Source organism: Psychroflexus sp. S27, assembly GCF_002810405.1.
Taxonomy (GTDB): Bacteria; Bacteroidota; Bacteroidia; order Flavobacteriales; family Flavobacteriaceae; genus Psychroflexus; species Psychroflexus halocasei_A.
In genome coordinates this window covers 149858-167471 of sequence record NZ_NEXQ01000020.1, presented here as the reverse complement: position 1 = coordinate 167471, position 17614 = coordinate 149858, and the positions used below count along the sequence as shown (strand labels likewise).

Here is a 17614-nt window from a genome sequence, read left to right as displayed (position 1 = left end):
ATTATATGAAAAGTATGCACTCCATCGACCTAGAAACGGTTGAAATGACTTTAGATATTATGAAATATGCAATTAACCGTATTTCAAATACATCGCCAGAGTTAGGGAAGCCAAAAAAAGAACAAGATTTATTAAAGTTAGTAGGTGAAACGATAACTAAAGAAGGTATTGGTGGAGAGAAAGCATTCGAACTTTTTAGAGATACACTTGTCAAAGCGGCAGTTCCAGTAGATCATCCGCGACACTTGGCATTTGTTCCTGCGGCGCCAACAAGAGCTGCAATTTTATTTGATTTAGTCACATCTGCAGCAAGTATTCACGGTGCATACTGGATGACAGGCGGCGGCGGTATATTCTGTGAAAACCAAGCGATGAAATGGATTGTGTCTCTAACAGATATGCCAGAGGATTCTTTTGGTGTTTTTACGAGTGGAGGAACTTCCGCAAATCTTTCTGCAATGATTGCTGCGCGTGAATATTGGAGGGATTTAGATGAAAATAATCAAGGTTTAAAAGCCTTGATGATAACTTCTAAAGGTGCACACTCATCAGTTAAGTCAATGGCAAAGGTGATTGATGCAGATATTATTACAATTGATGATGATAATGAGCATAGACTTACAGGAGAATATTTAGATAAATGTATTTCTGAACTCAGTGAATTTGATAGAAAAAGACTTTTTGCTGTTATTTCAACTGGAGGCACAACTAATGCTGGAATAATTGATGATTTGTCAGGTATTGCAGACATTTGTGACCGTGAAAATTTATGGTTTCACGTTGATGCAGCTTATGGAGGTGCAGCTTTAGCAGCGCCATCAGTACGTCATTTATTTGATGGGATTGAAAGAGCTGATTCTGTAACGATTGATCCACATAAATGGATGTTCTCACCTTATGATTGTGGTGCGATTATCTATAAAAATATGGAATTGGCAAGAAATGCGCATTCTCAAAAAGGTGCTTATTTAGATATTTTTAAAGATGAAGGTGCGCAAGGTTTTAATCCTTCAGATTATCAAATTCAATTAACACGTCGTTTAAGAGGGTTGCCGTTGTGGTTTTCTTTAGCCATGCACGGTACGGAAAAATACACGCAAGCTATTGAGCGAGGTTTAAGTTTGGCAAACAATGCTGCAAAACAAATCAAACAACAGCCGCATGTAGAATTGATAAGAGAGCCAGGTTTATCTTGTGTTTTATTCAGAAGAATAGGTTGGACAGCTGAAGATTATCGTGATTGGACTTATAAAAACCATAGCGAAGGTTTTGCTTTGGTAACTCCTACTAAGTGGATTACCAATGAGGAAAATGAAACTTGTGCAAGATTCTGCTTTATCAACCCTGATACAACAGAAAAAGATATTGAAGATATTTTAAAAACAATGATTGAATAGCAGAATCTTTGTTTAGTCATATAAAATTGAAAAAGCTCAAAACGGAAATGTTTTGAGCTTTTTTTATTATAAATCTTTATTGGTGATAGGGATTTCTAGGTAAGTGTCATCCCAACCCATTAGCATGTGAGCGCCTTCGCTGTGCGGCCTGAAAGTAATTGAGAATTTTTCGACAGTTGCAGCAGTTTGATTAGCTTTAGTTTTTACACGAACCACATCTTTGGCTTTTTCGTAGTTGTAAGCGCCCCAAGCATTGGTCATCTCATTAATGATAATCGTCCATTTTTCTTTTCCCGGAATCGTAAACAAACTATATGTGCCAGCCATAATATGTTTTTCTCCAAAATTAACATTGTCATAGAAAGTTATTTCCGTGGCCTCATTTGCGCCAGTTCGCCATATTTCATCATAAGGAACTAAGTTACCGAAAATTTTTCGTCCTCTTTTTTGAGGTCTAGAATAAATAATTCTTACCAAAGGCGAGTTGTCTTTATTTCTAACAATGACGGCATCCATAGGACTTTTATCTAGGTCTGAGAAATCTTGAGCAAAGCTTAGGCTGCTGATGCCAAAAGTGAATAATATAAGGAAAATGCTTTTTTTCATTGTCGTATTTTTTACAAGTTTAATAGAAAATAATAAAACTTAGGCTTGATTTATTGTTAAAAACTAAATCGATGGTAAGGTTAAATTTTTAAGTTAGATTAATTTGAGATTTAGGTCAACTAAAGTTAATAAGTGACGTTCAGTTTGCTTATATTTGTGAGTGATTTTAAAAATAAATTATGAGCGAAGAAATTAAGAAGCATAATTACTCTGCGGATAGTATTCAGGCTTTGGAAGGCATGGAACATGTGAGGATGAGACCATCGATGTACATTGGTGACGTCGGAAATAGAGGTTTGCATCACTTGGTTTATGAAGTAGTAGATAACTCGATTGATGAAGCGATGGCAGGCCATTGTGATAAAATCGATGTAATTATTAATGAAAATGGCTCAATTACCACAAATGATAACGGACGTGGTATTCCTATAGATTTACATAAAAAAGAAGGCGTCTCAGCATTAGAGGTGGTGATGACTAAAATTGGTGCTGGAGGTAAATTCGATAAAGATTCATATAAAGTTTCTGGTGGTTTGCACGGTGTTGGTGTTTCTGTTGTTAACGCTCTTTCTATACATACGCATGTTAGAGTTTTTAAAAATGGACAAATTTGGGAGCAAGAATATAAGCAAGGGAAACCACTTTATCCTGTAAAGCCTACAGAAGAAACTGAGCTTTACGGAACAGAAGTGACCTTTTTGCCAGATCCTGAAATTTTTCAAGATAGTGTAGAGTATAAGTTTGAAACACTAGCGAGCCGTTTAAGAGAATTAGCTTACTTAAATAAAGGTATAAAAATCAGTATTACTGATCATCGTCAAAAAGACGAAAATGGTGAATCTTTAAGAGAAGAGTTTTATTCTGAAGAAGGCTTGAAAGAATTTATCCGATTTCTGGATGAAACAAGAGAGCCACTCATCGGAGATGTGATTTCTATGGAAGGCGAAAAGAATGATATTCCTGTTGAAGTCGCCATGATTTACAACAATTCTTATGCTGAAAACTTACACTCTTACGTAAATAATATCAACACTCATGAAGGAGGAACGCATTTATCAGGTTTTAGAAGAGGCTTAACGTCAACTTTAAAAAAGTACGCTGATTCATCTGGTTTACTTGATAAGTTAAAATTTGAAGTTGCAGGTGATGATTTTAGAGAAGGTTTGACAGCAATCGTCTCTGTTAAGGTTGCCAACCCTCAGTTTGAAGGACAGACGAAAACTAAATTAGGAAACAGAGAAGTTTCTTCAGCAGTATCTCAGTCGGTTTCAGAAATGTTAGAAATCTATTTGGAGGAAAATCCGAATGATGCAAAAATAATTGTTCAGAAAGTGATTTTAGCTGCACAAGCACGTCATGCCGCTAAGAAAGCGCGTGAAATGGTGCAGAGAAAAACCGTGATGAGCGGTGGTGGTTTGCCAGGTAAATTATCAGATTGTTCTGAGCAAGATCCTGAGAAGTGTGAAGTTTTTCTTGTCGAGGGAGACTCGGCGGGTGGAACTGCAAAACAAGGTCGTGATCGTGAATTTCAAGCGATTTTACCATTAAGAGGTAAAATATTAAATGTTGAAAAAGCGATGCAACACCGTGTTTTTGAAAACGAAGAAATCAAAAATATTTACACAGCTTTAGGTGTCACCGTCGGAACGGAGGAAGACTCAAAAGCATTAAATTTATCAAAATTAAGATATCATAAAGTTGTCATCATGTGTGATGCCGATGTGGATGGTAGCCATATTGCAACACTTATTTTGACATTTTTCTATAGATACATGAAAGAATTAATTGAAGCAGGGCATATTTACATTGCAACGCCACCGCTTTACTTAATTAAAAAAGGAAATAGAAAACGATATGCGTGGAGCGAGAAAGAAAGGAACGAAATTGTTCAAGAATACAAAACCAGTGTCAGTGTCCAGCGCTACAAAGGTCTTGGTGAGATGAACGCAGAACAGCTTTGGGATACAACCATGAATCCGGAGCATCGTATTTTACGACAAGTGACTGTTGACAACTCAGGAGAGGCCGATCGTGTATTTTCTATGTTAATGGGTGATGAGGTGCCGCCTCGTCGTGAATTTATTGAGAAAAATGCGATTTACGCGAACATTGATGCGTAAAATCCACCATTTATGAGAGTCTATGTTTTATTATTTTTAATTTTTTTCAGTGTAAAAGCTAAAGCGCAAGATGAATTAGTTGAGTTTATGTCTGCTGGTATCGAAGATGCCCAGACATTCGCTCAAGGTTATTTCTCACCGGCAACTGATGCTGTGATTAATAATATGAGTAACAATTGGTACACTTCAGGTGAAGTAAAATCACTTTTTCAATTCGAAATTACTATAGCCGGTAATATGTCATTTACAAGTGACGAAAGTCGAAGTTTTACGATGAATACCAGTGATTATAATAACATCAGTTTTGCTTCTGGTGCTCAATCTCTTCAAGTTGCTTCAGCTTTAGGAGCTAACGAAACTGATATTAGCGTTTTAGTAGATGGAACTAACGGTCTCGTCAATTTTGAGCTACCTCAAGGTTTATCTTCAGAAAATATTGACTTTATGCCAGGCGCTTATGCACAGTTTAGCATGGGTTTACCTTATCATTTTGAAGCTAAAATTCGATTTCTTCCAGAAATTAAAACATCTGATGTTGAGGCAAGTTTATACGGCTTTGGCATACAACATGAATTTACAGAGTGGGTGCCTTTTATGAAGCATTTACCTGTTGGCATTTCAGGTTTTATAGGTTATACAAGATTGAAAGGGACTTATAACCTCACTAAGGTAAGTCCGATTTTTATTGATTATGATGATCAATTAATTGACGCTGACATCAACTCGTGGCATTATGCGGCTATTGTTTCAACTAAGCTGCCGATCATTAATTTTTATGGAAGTATTGGTTACGTTTCAGGGAAAGCGACAACTGCCATGAAGGGAACTTATGAGTTTAATGAAGGGATTCAGGATATACAAGATTTAGGTAGGTTTAAAGATCCTTTTTCAGTAAAATCAAATGTCAATAGTTTTAAAGCTTTAGTTGGTGCAAGATTGAAATTAGGTTTTGTAAGATTAAATGCCGCATATAGTGTTCAAGACTTTAATACTTTAAGTGTTGGACTAAGTTTTGGAAATTAAATATTAACATAACATAAAAACAATTATAATATGAAAGTTACAGTCGTAGGAGCAGGAGCAGTTGGTGCTAGTTGTGCCGAGTATATTGCAATTAAAAATTTTGCATCTGAAGTTGTTATTTTAGATATCAAAGAAGATTATGCAGAAGGAAAAGCAATGGATTTGATGCAAACTGCATCATTAAATAAATTTGATACGAAAATCGTTGGTTCTACAAATGATTATTCGAAAACTGCAAATAGTGATATCGCTGTTATTACGAGCGGAATTCCTCGCAAACCAGGGATGAGCAGAGAAGAGCTTATCGGTATTAATGCAGGAATCGTTAAAGAAGTCGCTACAAAAATTGTTGAACAATCTCCTGATGTTACTTTAATTGTTGTGAGTAATCCAATGGATACATTGACCTATTTAGCGCATAAAACAATCAATTTACCTAAGAATAGAATTATAGGTATGGGAGGAGCTTTAGATAGCGCGCGTTTTCAATACAGACTTGCTGAGGCTTTAGATTGCCCTTCTTCTGATGTACAAGGAATGGTTATTGGCGGACATAGTGATAAAGGTATGGTTCCGTTGACAAGCCTTGCAACTAGAAACAGTGTAAGAGTTACTGAATATCTAGATAATGCGCGTTTGGAGAAAGTCTCTGAAGATACGAAAGTTGGAGGTGCAACATTGACAAAAATGTTAGGAACAAGTGCTTGGTATGCGCCTGGCGCTGCTGTATCAGCTTTAGTTCAATCCATCGCATGTGATCAAAAGAAAATGTTTCCTTGCTCTACATATTTAGAGGGTGAGTATGGATTAAATGATCTTTGTATCGGTGTGCCAGTTATTTTAGGTAAAGATGGTATCGAAAAAATCGTTGAACTTGACCTTAATGATGCAGAGAAAAATAAGTTAAAAGAAAGTGCAGAAGCTGTTAAGAAAACAAATGAACTTCTTGAACTTTAAAAACAAATAGAGTTTAAGACCCGAATTCATTGAGGATTCGGGTCTTTTTATTTTAGAGAAAAACTCAAAAAATCACGTTTTGAATTTCTTAAATTATCTTTAAAAAAATAATTGTCATTTCTCTATTGAAACCCTATATTTGTCCGATTTTAATACAAGTACACTAATATTTATAAATAATGCAAAACAAAGGATTAATAAAATTGTTTGCGATACTGTTTGGATTGGTAAGTATTTACCAACTTTCATTCACTTTTATTGCAGGCAATGTTGAAAGTAAAGCAGAAGAATTTGCACAAAACAAAATTCCTGAATCAGTTGAAAATTATGCTGTAAAAAGAGATCTTGAAGTTAAGAATTATCTAGATTCTGTCGCTAAAGAACCTGTATTTGCTGGTGTTACTTACGAAACTGCACAACAGAAAGAACTCAACAAAGGCTTAGATTTAAAAGGAGGGATAAATGTTATCTTACAAATTTCTGTTCCAGATTTATTAAGAGGACTTTCAAATGATTCAAAAGATCCTAAATTTAATGAAGCGCTTTCTAATGCTGGTGATAGAAGAAGTAATAGTCAAGATAACTATCTTGAGCTTTTCTTTGAAGAGTTTGATAAGATAGAAGGTGCTAAACTTGCTTCTCCTGATGTTTTTGGGACAAAAGCTTTAGCTGATGAGGTCAATTTTGAAATGACTAATAATGAGGTTAAGCCTATTGTCAGACGTAAAATCAATGAAAGTATTACATCTGCTTTTGAGGTTTTAAGAGAGCGTATTGATAAATTTGGTGTTGCTCAACCTAATATTCAAAGATTAGGTGATTCTGGTCGTATTCTTGTTGAATTGCCAGGTGCAAAAGATATTTCTAGAATAAAAACTTTATTACAAAGTACCGCTCAGTTAGAATTTTGGGATGTTTACAAGGCTGGAGAAGTTCAGCAATACATCATGACAGCTGATCAGATTGTTTCAGAATCATTAAAAGATACTGAGGCTTTAAAAGAAGAAGCAGAAGCTACCGAAACTGATGAAGAAGATTTAGAAGAACTTTTATCTTCATCTGAAGATTCAACAGATTTCTCTAAATCAAATCCTTTATTAAGCTTAGTCGCAAACTTAGGAGCTCAAGAAGGTCCTGTTGTTGCAACATTTGCTGTGAAAGATACGGCTAAAGTGAATGAATACTTGGCAATGCCAAAAGTCAAAAGCGCTTTGCCTTCTGATAAGAAATTTTTACAATTTGCGTGGGGTAAGCCTGCTAAAAATAGCGAGTTTATTGACCTTTATGCATTGATTAATAATAGAAATAATGAACCACAATTAAGCGGTTCAGTTATTACTGATGCTCAACAAACTTACAACCAAGTTGGAAGTGTTGCAGTGAGTATGCAGATGAATGCAAGAGGTGCTAAAATTTGGGAAGACATGACAGGTCGTGCATCTGCTCAAGGAACTCAAATTGCAATTGTTCTTGATAATGTTGTTTATTCAGCGCCGGGTGTTTCTTCAGGAGCAATCTCTGGAGGTCGAAGTGAGATTACAGGAGACTTTACAATTCAAGAAGCGCAAGATTTAGCAAATGTTTTAAGAGCTGGTAAATTACCTGCTTCAGCTGACATTGTGCAAAGTGAAATTGTTGGACCTTCATTGGGTCAGGAAGCGATTGATAGTGGTATCAATTCATTTATGATTGCTTTAGTTCTTGTCCTTTTATGGATGATTTTCTACTACGGTAAAGCAGGACTTTACGCTGATGTTGCATTGATCCTTAATATTCTTTTAATTTTTGGTGTCTTATCTGGCTTAGGAGCCACATTGACTTTACCAGGTATTGCAGGTATTGTTCTGACAATTGGTATGTCTGTTGATGCAAACGTTCTTATTTTTGAGCGTATCAGAGAAGAGCTTTATAAAGGAAAAGCACAAGCTGATGCGATAAAAGATGGTTTCAAAAATGCATTATCTTCTATTTTAGATGCAAACGTTACCACTGGGTTGACAGGTATTATCTTATTGACATTTGGAACTGGACCAGTTAAAGGTTTTGCGACAACTTTATTAATAGGTATCTTAACTTCATTGTTTACGGCAATCTTCATCACACGTTTATTGATTGATGGTTATGGTAAAAATGGAAAATCTTTAGCCTTCTCGACTGGAGTTACAAAGAATTTCTTTCAAAATGTCGATATTAAATTCTTGTCTAAAAGAAAAGTTGCTTACATCATTTCAGCAATCGCTTTAATTGTGAGTATTGGTTCTTTGGCAACAAAAGGATTAAACGAAGGTGTTGACTTTATCGGAGGTAGAACTTACACTGTCAGATTTGATCAAGGCGTTAATCCTACTGAGGTTGAAAATCACTTATTGGAAACTTTTGAAAGTATCGAAGCTAAAACTTACGGTGCCGATAGCCAACTGAAAATCACAACGAATTATAGAATTAATGAAGAAGGTGATGCGATTGACAAAGAAATTCAAGAGAAACTTTATAGCTCTTTAAAAGAGTATTTGCCAGCTGACCTAACCTATGCTCAATTTAGTGTAGAAAACACAGCTGACGCTGAAGCTAAATTAGGAGTGATGTCTGCCGTTAAGGTTGGTCCTACTATTGCTGATGATATTAAAACGGCTTCTTTCTATGCTATATTTGGATCTTTATTTGTTGTTTTCCTTTATATCTTAATTAGATTTAGAAAATGGCAGTTTAGTTTAGGTGCAGTTGTTGCAGTTACGCACGATGTTATTATTGTTCTTGGTCTGTTTTCATTATTATATGGTGTTTTACCGTTTAGCTTAGAAATTGATCAGGCATTTATTGCAGCAATCTTGACCGTTATTGGTTATTCACTGAATGATACAGTTGTTGTATTTGACAGAGTACGTGAATACTTTAATGAGCATACAAGTTGGCCTATGCGTAAACTGATTGACTCTTCAGTCAGTAGCACAGTTAGTCGTACGGTGAATACGTCTTTAACAACACTTGTTGTTCTGTTAGCAATTTTCATTTTTGGTGGAGACAGTATCAGAGGCTTTATGTTTGCCTTGATTATTGGTGTTATCGTCGGGACATACTCGTCAGTATTTATTGCGACGCCTATTATGTTTGACACAGTCAAAAAGAAAGGAATCGATTTAACAGATTCTAGTAAAAGTAACGAAGAAGAGGAAGAGTCAACTCAAACAGTGAGTTAATCACCTTCAAATAAATTTTAAAAAGCCTGATTTCGATTTAAGAAATCAGGCTTTTTTATGTTCTAAATTTAATTAAATGATAAGACTTTCATCTCAACCTATATAATTGATGATGAGCACGAGCGATTTATTTGTAAGAGAAGAAAGCCTTACTTTATAATTATCAATAGGTTGATTTTTGCTTTAAAACTTCATCATATAATATATAAACTCATGAAAGTTACTTAGCCTACTTCAGATAAGCCTTAAGCTTTCAATAGCAAGACTTAATAAAGTTTTATAGTATTCATGTATATAGCAATAAATCAGTTGCTTTAGAGCAATTGAGTAACCATGCCTGTTGTGTCTTTATAAAATAAAGTAGTACTCTAAGCTTTCTTTTTATAAGATATAAAGATGATAATTAAACCAATTATGAGCATTGGTAAACTCAAGAGTTGTCCTGTGTTAAGAAGCCAATCAGCACGTTCTGGGACTTGTGGTTCTTTGATGAATTCAACAAAAAACCTGATTGTCCATAGCAAAGTAAAGAAAACTCCAAAGAGGAATCCACTGATATTTTTAACCTTTGTTTTATTATATAAAAACCATAAAATGATAAATAAAATCAAATATGAAACAGCTTCATAAAGTTGAGCTGGATGTCTAGGGAAAGTTTCTCCTAATTGTGTAAAAATAACTCCGTAATCCGATTGAGTTGGTTCTCCTACAATTTCTGAATTCAAGAAGTTTCCGATTCTAATAAAAATCGCACCAAAAGAAATGGGTAAAATGACGCGATCTAAAATCCAAGTGATCTTTTTATGTAAAACCTTCTTGCTGTATAAATACATGGCTATTGCAATCCCAATTGTCGCACCGTGACTCGCTAAACCTTGAAAGCCAGTAAACCTTATTTCTGGAACAAATTGAAAAGGTAAAAATATAGAGAGTGGGTCTTCAAATATCAACTCACTTTGATAAAAAATGACATGACCTAATCGTGCTCCTAAAAGTGTTGCTATAACAGTATAAATAAATAAACTGTCTAATTTTTTTTCATCAATATTCTCTTTATTAAAAACATATTTCATGATGTACCATCCAGAAACAAAAGCTACAAGAAACATGAGACTGTAATAACGTATTGTGATGAAGCCAAGTTCAATTCCTAATGAAGGATCCCAAGTAATTGCGTGTAACATCATATTTTAAATTATTATTTTAAATTATTTTTATTTTCAGGAACAGGATCAAAACCAGAGCTTCCCCATGGATGACATTTTGAAATACGATGAATGGCTAACTGTAAACCACGACGGATACCGTGCTTTTCAATAGCTTCTTTTGCATAATGTGAACACGTGGGTTGGAATCTACAATTTTGACCTAAAAGTGGAGATATGATTAATTGATAGCCTTTAATTAAAAACTTGAGTAAAAATTTGATAAAAGCCTTCAGAATTTTCATGATTTGATACTGTATGCTGTTCTGTCTTTACCATCTTTAAGTTCAATACCCATTTCAATCAATTGATCTCTAACGGTGTCAGCCGTTTTAAAATCTTTATCTGCTCTAGCTTTATTTCTAATTTTAATTAAGATAGAAACGAGACTATCTACTTTTCCTGATCCATCATCCTGAGTTTTTTCAACCTCTTCAAGACCAAGAACATCAAATATAAAATCTGACAATGTATCTTTTATTAAAGCTTTATCAGCTTCAGTGATTTTTGCTTTTTCAGCTTTAACTGAGTTGATGAATTTAACAGCTTCAAATAATTGTGCGATTAACACAGGACTATTGAAATCGTCGTTCATTGCATCATAGCAAGATTGTTTCCATTGCTTAACATCAAAAGATGATGATGCGCTTGACTCTAATAATTCGATATCTTGATACGCATTCATCAATCGATGAAAGCCTTTTTCAGCAGCTTGTAATGCTTCATCAGAAAAATCTAAAATACTTCTGTAATTTGCTTGAAGCATAAAGAATCTCGCAACAGATGGCGCGTAAGCTTTAGATAAATTGGTATTTTCACCTGTAAAGAGTTCACGAGGTAAAATATTATTTCCAGTACTTTTGGCCATTTTTTTACCATTCAAAGTCAACATGTTTGCGTGCATCCAGTAATTTACTGGATCTTTACCACTAGCTGCTTTTCCTTGAGCAATTTCGCATTCATGATGTGGGAATTTTAAATCCATACCACCACCATGAATATCAAATGAATCACCTAAATACTTGCTACTCATAACAGTACATTCGATATGCCAACCCGGGAAACCAACGCCCCAAGGAGAAGGCCAGCGCATAATGTGTTGAGGTTCTGCGCGCTTCCATAAAGCAAAGTCTTGAGGATTTTTCTTTTCTTCTTGTCCAGCTAATGAGCGAGTGTTTGCGATAAGGTCTTCGATTTTTCGACCACTTAAAATGCCATAATGATTGTTTTCATTATATTTTAAAACATCAAAATAAACATTCCCATTGGCTTCATAAGCTAATCCATTATCAATAATTTTTTTAATAATTTCTATTTGCTCAACGATATGTCCAGTCGCAGTTGGCTCAATGCTAGGTGGGATATTGTTAAATAGACTCAAAATATCATGAAAGTCAATGGTATACTTCTGAACAATTTCCATTGGCTCAAGCTCTTCAAGTCTTGCTTTTTTGGCAATTCTGTCTTCACCTTCTTCAGCGTCATTTTCTAAATGTCCTGCATCTGTAATGTTTCTGACGTATCTAATTTTGTAGCCTAAATGCTTGAGATAACGAAAAACGAGATCGAATGAAATGAAAGTTCTACAATTTCCTAAATGGACGTTGTTGTAAACCGTTGGGCCACAAACATACATCCCGACCATGCCGTCATTTATAGGTTTGAAAACTTCTTTTTCACCTTTAATTGAATTGTAGATTTTCAATTCTTGAGTTTCGTATCTTTTCATTTTAAAGCTTTAAAATTTGGTGTCTAATTTGATGTAATCTAAGAATTCTTTTTTAACAAGCTTGTCTTTAAATTTTCCGCCGTATTCACTAGTCACTGTACTGCTTTCAATGTCACTAATACCTCTGCTATTAACACAAAGGTGTTTTGCATCAATAACACATGCAACATCTTCCGTTTGAAGTGCTTCTTGCATTTCTTTTACAATTTGCATTGTCAAACGCTCTTGTACTTGCGGTCTTTTAGCAAAGTAATTAACAATACGATTCATTTTAGATAAACCGATCACGCGACCAGAAGAAATATAAGCCACATGCGCTCGACCAATAATAGGAAGCAAATGATGTTCGCAAGTAGAGTAAACTGTAATGTTTTTTTCAACTAACATCTCACCATATTGGTAATTGTTTTCAAAAGTAGAGGCTTTTGGTTTGTTTTTAGGATTTAAACCAGAAAAAATTTCATTAACAAACATTTTAGCAACACGTTTAGGAGTGCCTTTCAAGCTGTCGTCGTTTAAATCCATTCCTAAAGTATCAAGAATTTTTTTGACATCATCTTGGATAAGTTCAATTTTCTTGTCATCACTTATCGCAAAAGCATCAGGCTTTAAAGGGTTTTCTGTGCATGTGGCAACATGATTATCACCTATATTATCGTTGAATTCTGTATTTTTATTATCACTCATTATTATGTCATATAAGGCTGCAAAGATAATTTTTTTACGCTTCAATTTCGAATGATTCCTAATAAGTTGTTTTAATCAAAAAAGATTAACCATTCTTTCACTTTTATTTATTATATTTCGCTCGAAAATCTAAATAATTGTTAATATTTATACCCCATAAAATATATTTAAAATGAAATTTAATACATATTTTAACATCTTTATACTTTTTTTCATTTTCAGTTTTTCTGAGTCATTTGCTCAAGATTTTTACATGGAAGACGGAGAAACTGTAACTACAAACTCTGGTTTTTTTTATGAACCCGGGCCGCCTGATTCTGGTATACAATCTGGAAACTTTGTTTATACCATTTGCCCAGATGGTGATTTGTACACAACTATTGAATTTATAGAGGAGTTTCAAATTGGAGATGCGCATTTGAAAATTTATGATGGTACCGATACTTCAGCAGATTTGCTATATGATTTTTCTAATACAGGAGATATACCTAACTTGAATCAAATTTATTCAGGCACTGACAGTAATCTATCAGGCTGTCTAACATTCGAATTTTCATCACTAGATGAAAATCCGATTTTTACAGGCTGGAAGGCAATTATTGGTACGCGGCCTCAGTGTATTACTGATGCACCGGAACTCATTAGTTTTTCTGGAGGAGTTAATGTTCAAAATGACCCGAACTATCCTGGAATTGACTATTTGGTTTATTATAATGAAGATTTTACGATTGAAACAAACTCACAATTTCAAGACAACACCGCACAAGTCAACGCTCAATATAATTGGGATTTTGCTAACGGAGATACAGGTTCTGGAGCAGAGGTGACTTATAGATATTCAGAACTCTGTAATTTTGATATTTCTTTAGTTTTAGAAGATGGTTATAATTGCCCTCGAGATGATTTTGAGATAACAGTTAGAGTAGTTTTAAATCCAAATAACAGCCCAGGTTCTGTAAATTTAGATGCTGGTGATGATATACGTTTGTGTGAAGAGCCAGGTACACCAATGACGGTTGATTTATCTGCCACTTATATGGATGTAAAAAATGCAACTTCTTACGAGGTGATTGATATTTCGGATGAATTCCCTTCTAATACTCCTTACATCTTTAATGCGTGTTATCCTTCAGATTCTGAGGTTTTTGATGAGCTGAATACTGATGATGATTGGTCTCAAGCTTTTCAATTAGCTTATGAAGTTAACTTTTTTGGAAATTGCTATGATGATATAATCATTACCGATAATGGAGCGGTCAGTTTTGATATTGCTGGTGTTTTGCCAGATGGTCGCTATACCGCTGGTGGCCAAGCGGGTTACAGTTTTAACAATGATATACCTTATGATTCTCAGGGTACAGGACCTCCCTATATTAACTCTATTTTTGGTGTTCTTCAAGATTTGCATCCAGGTTCTCCTAATAATCCTGCAGACCAATCAATTAACTATGGATTTATAGAAAGCGAAGATGGAAAGAGCGACCGTTTTGTTTTCAATATTTATAATACTCCTCAATTTAGTTGTAGTACTCAGCACCAAACTTCACAAATTATTTTGTATCAAACAACTAACGTGATTGAGGTTTACATCAAAAATAAAGACGAATGTAGTTTTAATAACGGGAGTTCAATTGTAGGAATTCAAAATAAAACAGGTGATGAAGCATTTGTTCCTCCAGGTCGAAATGCTGGACCTGAAACACCATGGAGTGCGCAGGAAGAAGCATGGCGTTTTGTGCCCGATGGAGGAAACAGTATTACAAGCTTCATATGGTATGATGAAAATGGTTTTGTTGTGAGTGACTCTGAAAGTTTTAGTCCAACAGTAACTGAAACCACCTATTTTACAGCTGAAGTCACTTATGATGATGGTTGTAGTAATGTCACAACAATTACAGATAGAATCGATGTTCTTTATGAAAGTGACATTGAAATTGAATTCGCTGAAGACACTTTTTATCCTTGTGATGGTGAAGGTTTGTTGTTAGAAATCAATACTACTGAAAATAACAGTGTCCCAGTTTATTATACTTGGTACAAAGACGGTGTAGAAATTCCTGATACAGATCCAGAATCAAGATATTTAAACGTATCAGAGTCTGGTATATATTCAGTAATTGTAGAAGGCGGAAATTGTCTTCTTGAAGAATCAGTTGAGGTAAGTTACCTAGATGAGATTGATACTGATAATCCTGAAGATATTATATTGTGTAATTATAATGATCCCACTTATGATTTAACAGGCATCGGAGGATTTAATAATTTAACAGGTTTTGATGCAACTTATTATGGTTCATATGATTCAACAACTGGCGATCTGACTGATGAAATCACAGATCCTGAAAATTACTCATTAGCAAACGCAGATGTACATGAAATTTTCGTAGAACTTTCAAATCAAGTTAATACGAGTTGTACAAATATTGCTTCATTCGTTATATATGAGTATGATGTTGACATTAATCCTTCTGGTTATGTGGCTGAAGATATCTGTATTAATGAAAACTCAACAGAAACTATTGATTTAACAGATGAAGGTAACAACACTTCAAACGCACTTAATGGCCAAAATCCGTCAGATTATACGGTTACTTATTTTCATAAAGACCCTTTGAATTTTCCTGATGCAATTATTGATGATCCTTTAAATTATACAATTGACACAAATAGTCATTTAGGTCCAAATACAATTTGGATTACAGTACATAATAACGACTACCCTGATTGTGATGCAGTCGCAAGTTTTTCTTTTAATGTTAGCTTAGAGCCAACGATTACTTCAAACGATGTTGTTATTGAATCTTGTGAAGGTTCAATTATTAACTTGACGAATTATGATTCTAGTTTTAATAATAATAGTACAAATATGGCGGTGTCGGTTAGCTATTATTTGAGTGAAGCAGATTTTGATGATAATAACCCAATTAATCCAGCTGATGCATATGAGTTTACACCTGATGCAGATGGAAGTCAAACGCTATACGTTGCTATAAAAAATGATAATTCTTCTTGTATTTCTGATTTGAAGAGTTTTGAGATTGTCAACCAGACTCCTAATATTGAAAATGTAAATGACTTAACGCAATGTGGTGACTTTATTTCATCTCAAACTTTTGATTTAACTCAAAATGAAGTTGAAATTATAGGTTTACAGTCAGGAACTTATAACTTTACATATTACTTAACCGAAAATGAAGCAGAAACTCCGACAAATTCAATCACTGACCAAGGTCTAGATAAAAATAACTTTTCTCCAAGTAATGCTGAACAAGATATTTACTTTAGAATTGAAGATGCAACAAATAGTAACTGTTATAATGTTGGCTCATTTGCTCTAATTATTAATGATGTTGAGGCATTAGATCCTAATCCGCTTGAAGCTTGTATTGATCCCGTGTCTGGTGTTGCTGTTTACGACCTTACATTGAGACAAGATGAGGTTTTAGGAAACAATCAAACACTTGATAATTATGAGGTTAATTATTATGATGCAAATATGGATTTAATTGGAAATCCGACAGAGTTTGAAACCTCTACAGAACAAATTATTACTGTTGAAGTTGTGAGTCAAAATGATTTAAATTGTTCAGAAACAGCTCCATTACAATTATTCATAACACCTCAACCTGTTGCATCAGTTCCACCAATTCTTGAAGTTTGTGTTAATTATGATTTAGGAGATTCTGAAATTGATTTAACACAGCAAGATGCATTCATTAATGCTGATGGAGTAGATGAAGTAGTATACTATAATTCTATTGATGCCTTTAATAATAATAATAGAATTGAAGACCCTTCAGCTTACGCTTTACCTCAAGGGCAAACTCAGATTTATGCAGCGGTTGTTAATAATGGTTCAAACTGTCGTTCCGATATGGTCAGTTTTGAAATCGATAATGTTCTGCCTAATGTTGATATATCAAATTTTGATGGAAGAACAGTTTGTATTGATGAAAACGGAAATTTGGTTATTACAGAAAACTCTCCTCCAACAATCGATACAGGAATGTCAGCAACTGATTTTGACTTTGAGTGGCAATTAGATGGAACAACTCTAGCTGGTGAAACATCACCAAGTATAATTGCTGAACAGCCAGGCGTTTACACCGTTGTTGTGACTAATGCATTATCTGACATTGCATGTGATAATACATCATCAGCTGAAATTCTTGAAACTGGTCAAATTGATTTCGACCTTGAAGTATTAACTGATAACTTCCATAATAATGAACATTCTATTGGCGTTATTTTTACCTTAATTGGTTTGGGCGATTATGAGGTGAAGCTTGATTATGGTGAGTGGTTTGATTTAGAAGAAGGGCAAACTCAACTCATTTTTAATAATCTAATAGGAGGTGAGCACACAGTAATTGTTAGAGATAAATTTGGCTGCGGCATGGTGCAGAAGTCAATTACTTTAATTGATTTCCCTGAGTTCTTCACGCCAAATGCTGACGGCTATAATGATACTTGGAATATTACAAGTATTGATCAAGCAGATGCTGAAATCAACATCTTCGATAGGTATGGAAAACACATTTATACAACAACACCTACTGATGAGGGGTGGGATGGGACTTATAAAGGAGAATTGTTACCTGCTAACGATTATTGGTTCACTATTAAATATAAAGAGCCAAGAACTGATCAGGTTAAAACATTTAAATCTCACTTTACCCTTAAACGATAATTG

General features: G+C 34.6%; 11 protein-coding genes. 6 read left to right on the top strand and 5 right to left on the bottom strand.

Annotated elements, in window-relative coordinates; all coding sequences use genetic code 11:
* Window positions 1–5 precede the first annotated feature (5 nt).
* Window positions 6–1397 (top strand): pyridoxal phosphate-dependent decarboxylase family protein, encoded by a 1392-nt coding sequence (locus CAP47_RS04930; protein ID WP_100775642.1) that lies wholly within the window; start codon window positions 6–8, stop codon window positions 1395–1397.
* Window positions 1398–1463: 66 nt separating this feature from the next.
* Here the strand turns inward: CAP47_RS04930 and CAP47_RS04925 are convergent, their stop codons facing one another.
* A complete protein-coding gene (locus CAP47_RS04925) occupies window positions 1464–2003 on the bottom strand; it encodes a DUF2911 domain-containing protein (RefSeq protein ID WP_100775641.1) in 540 nt (179 codons plus the stop codon).
* Between the two features lie 179 nt (window positions 2004–2182).
* Here CAP47_RS04925 and gyrB point away from each other — a divergent pair, with 179 nt between their 5' ends.
* From gyrB to secDF, 4 genes are all read left to right on the top strand, one after another.
* Window positions 2183–4123 (top strand): DNA topoisomerase (ATP-hydrolyzing) subunit B, encoded by a 1941-nt coding sequence (gene gyrB, locus CAP47_RS04920; RefSeq protein ID WP_100775640.1) that lies wholly within the window; start codon window positions 2183–2185, stop codon window positions 4121–4123.
* A 12-nt stretch (window positions 4124–4135) separates the two neighbouring features.
* Window positions 4136–5146: a DUF6588 family protein gene (locus CAP47_RS04915; protein WP_100775639.1), complete on the top strand. Its 1011-nt coding sequence runs from the start codon at window positions 4136–4138 to the stop codon at window positions 5144–5146.
* Window positions 5147–5176: 30 nt separating this feature from the next.
* A complete protein-coding gene (locus CAP47_RS04910; RefSeq protein ID WP_100775638.1) occupies window positions 5177–6103 on the top strand; it encodes a malate dehydrogenase in 927 nt (308 codons plus the stop codon).
* A 179-nt stretch (window positions 6104–6282) separates the two neighbouring features.
* Window positions 6283–9300, top strand: a complete 3018-nt coding sequence (secDF, locus tag CAP47_RS04905; RefSeq protein ID WP_100775637.1) for a protein translocase subunit SecDF — start codon at window positions 6283–6285, stop codon at window positions 9298–9300.
* Window positions 9301–9668: 368 nt separating this feature from the next.
* Here the strand turns inward: secDF and lgt are convergent, their stop codons facing one another.
* From lgt to folE, 4 genes are read right to left on the bottom strand one after another with little or no spacing between them, the layout of a single operon-like run.
* The gene (gene lgt / locus CAP47_RS04900; RefSeq protein ID WP_192869943.1) at window positions 9669–10487 is read right to left on the bottom strand and encodes a prolipoprotein diacylglyceryl transferase; all 819 of its coding nucleotides are present in this window, start codon (window positions 10485–10487) and stop codon (window positions 9669–9671) included.
* Between the two features lie 11 nt (window positions 10488–10498).
* Window positions 10499–10750, bottom strand: a complete 252-nt coding sequence (gene yidD, locus CAP47_RS04895) for a membrane protein insertion efficiency factor YidD (protein WP_100775636.1) — start codon at window positions 10748–10750, stop codon at window positions 10499–10501.
* The gene (gene cysS / locus CAP47_RS04890; RefSeq protein WP_100775635.1) at window positions 10747–12234 is read right to left on the bottom strand and encodes a cysteine--tRNA ligase; all 1488 of its coding nucleotides are present in this window, start codon (window positions 12232–12234) and stop codon (window positions 10747–10749) included. Before cysS ends, yidD begins: the two co-directional genes overlap by 4 nt.
* Window positions 12235–12243: 9 nt before the next feature.
* A complete protein-coding gene (folE, locus tag CAP47_RS04885) occupies window positions 12244–12921 on the bottom strand; it encodes a GTP cyclohydrolase I FolE (RefSeq protein ID WP_093244468.1) in 678 nt (225 codons plus the stop codon).
* A gap of 172 nt (window positions 12922–13093) precedes the next feature.
* On the opposite strand from folE, the gene CAP47_RS04880 reads away from it, so the two are divergent.
* Window positions 13094–17611, top strand: a complete 4518-nt coding sequence (locus CAP47_RS04880) for a T9SS type B sorting domain-containing protein (protein WP_100775634.1) — start codon at window positions 13094–13096, stop codon at window positions 17609–17611.
* The last annotated feature ends 3 nt before the right edge of the window (window positions 17612–17614 follow it).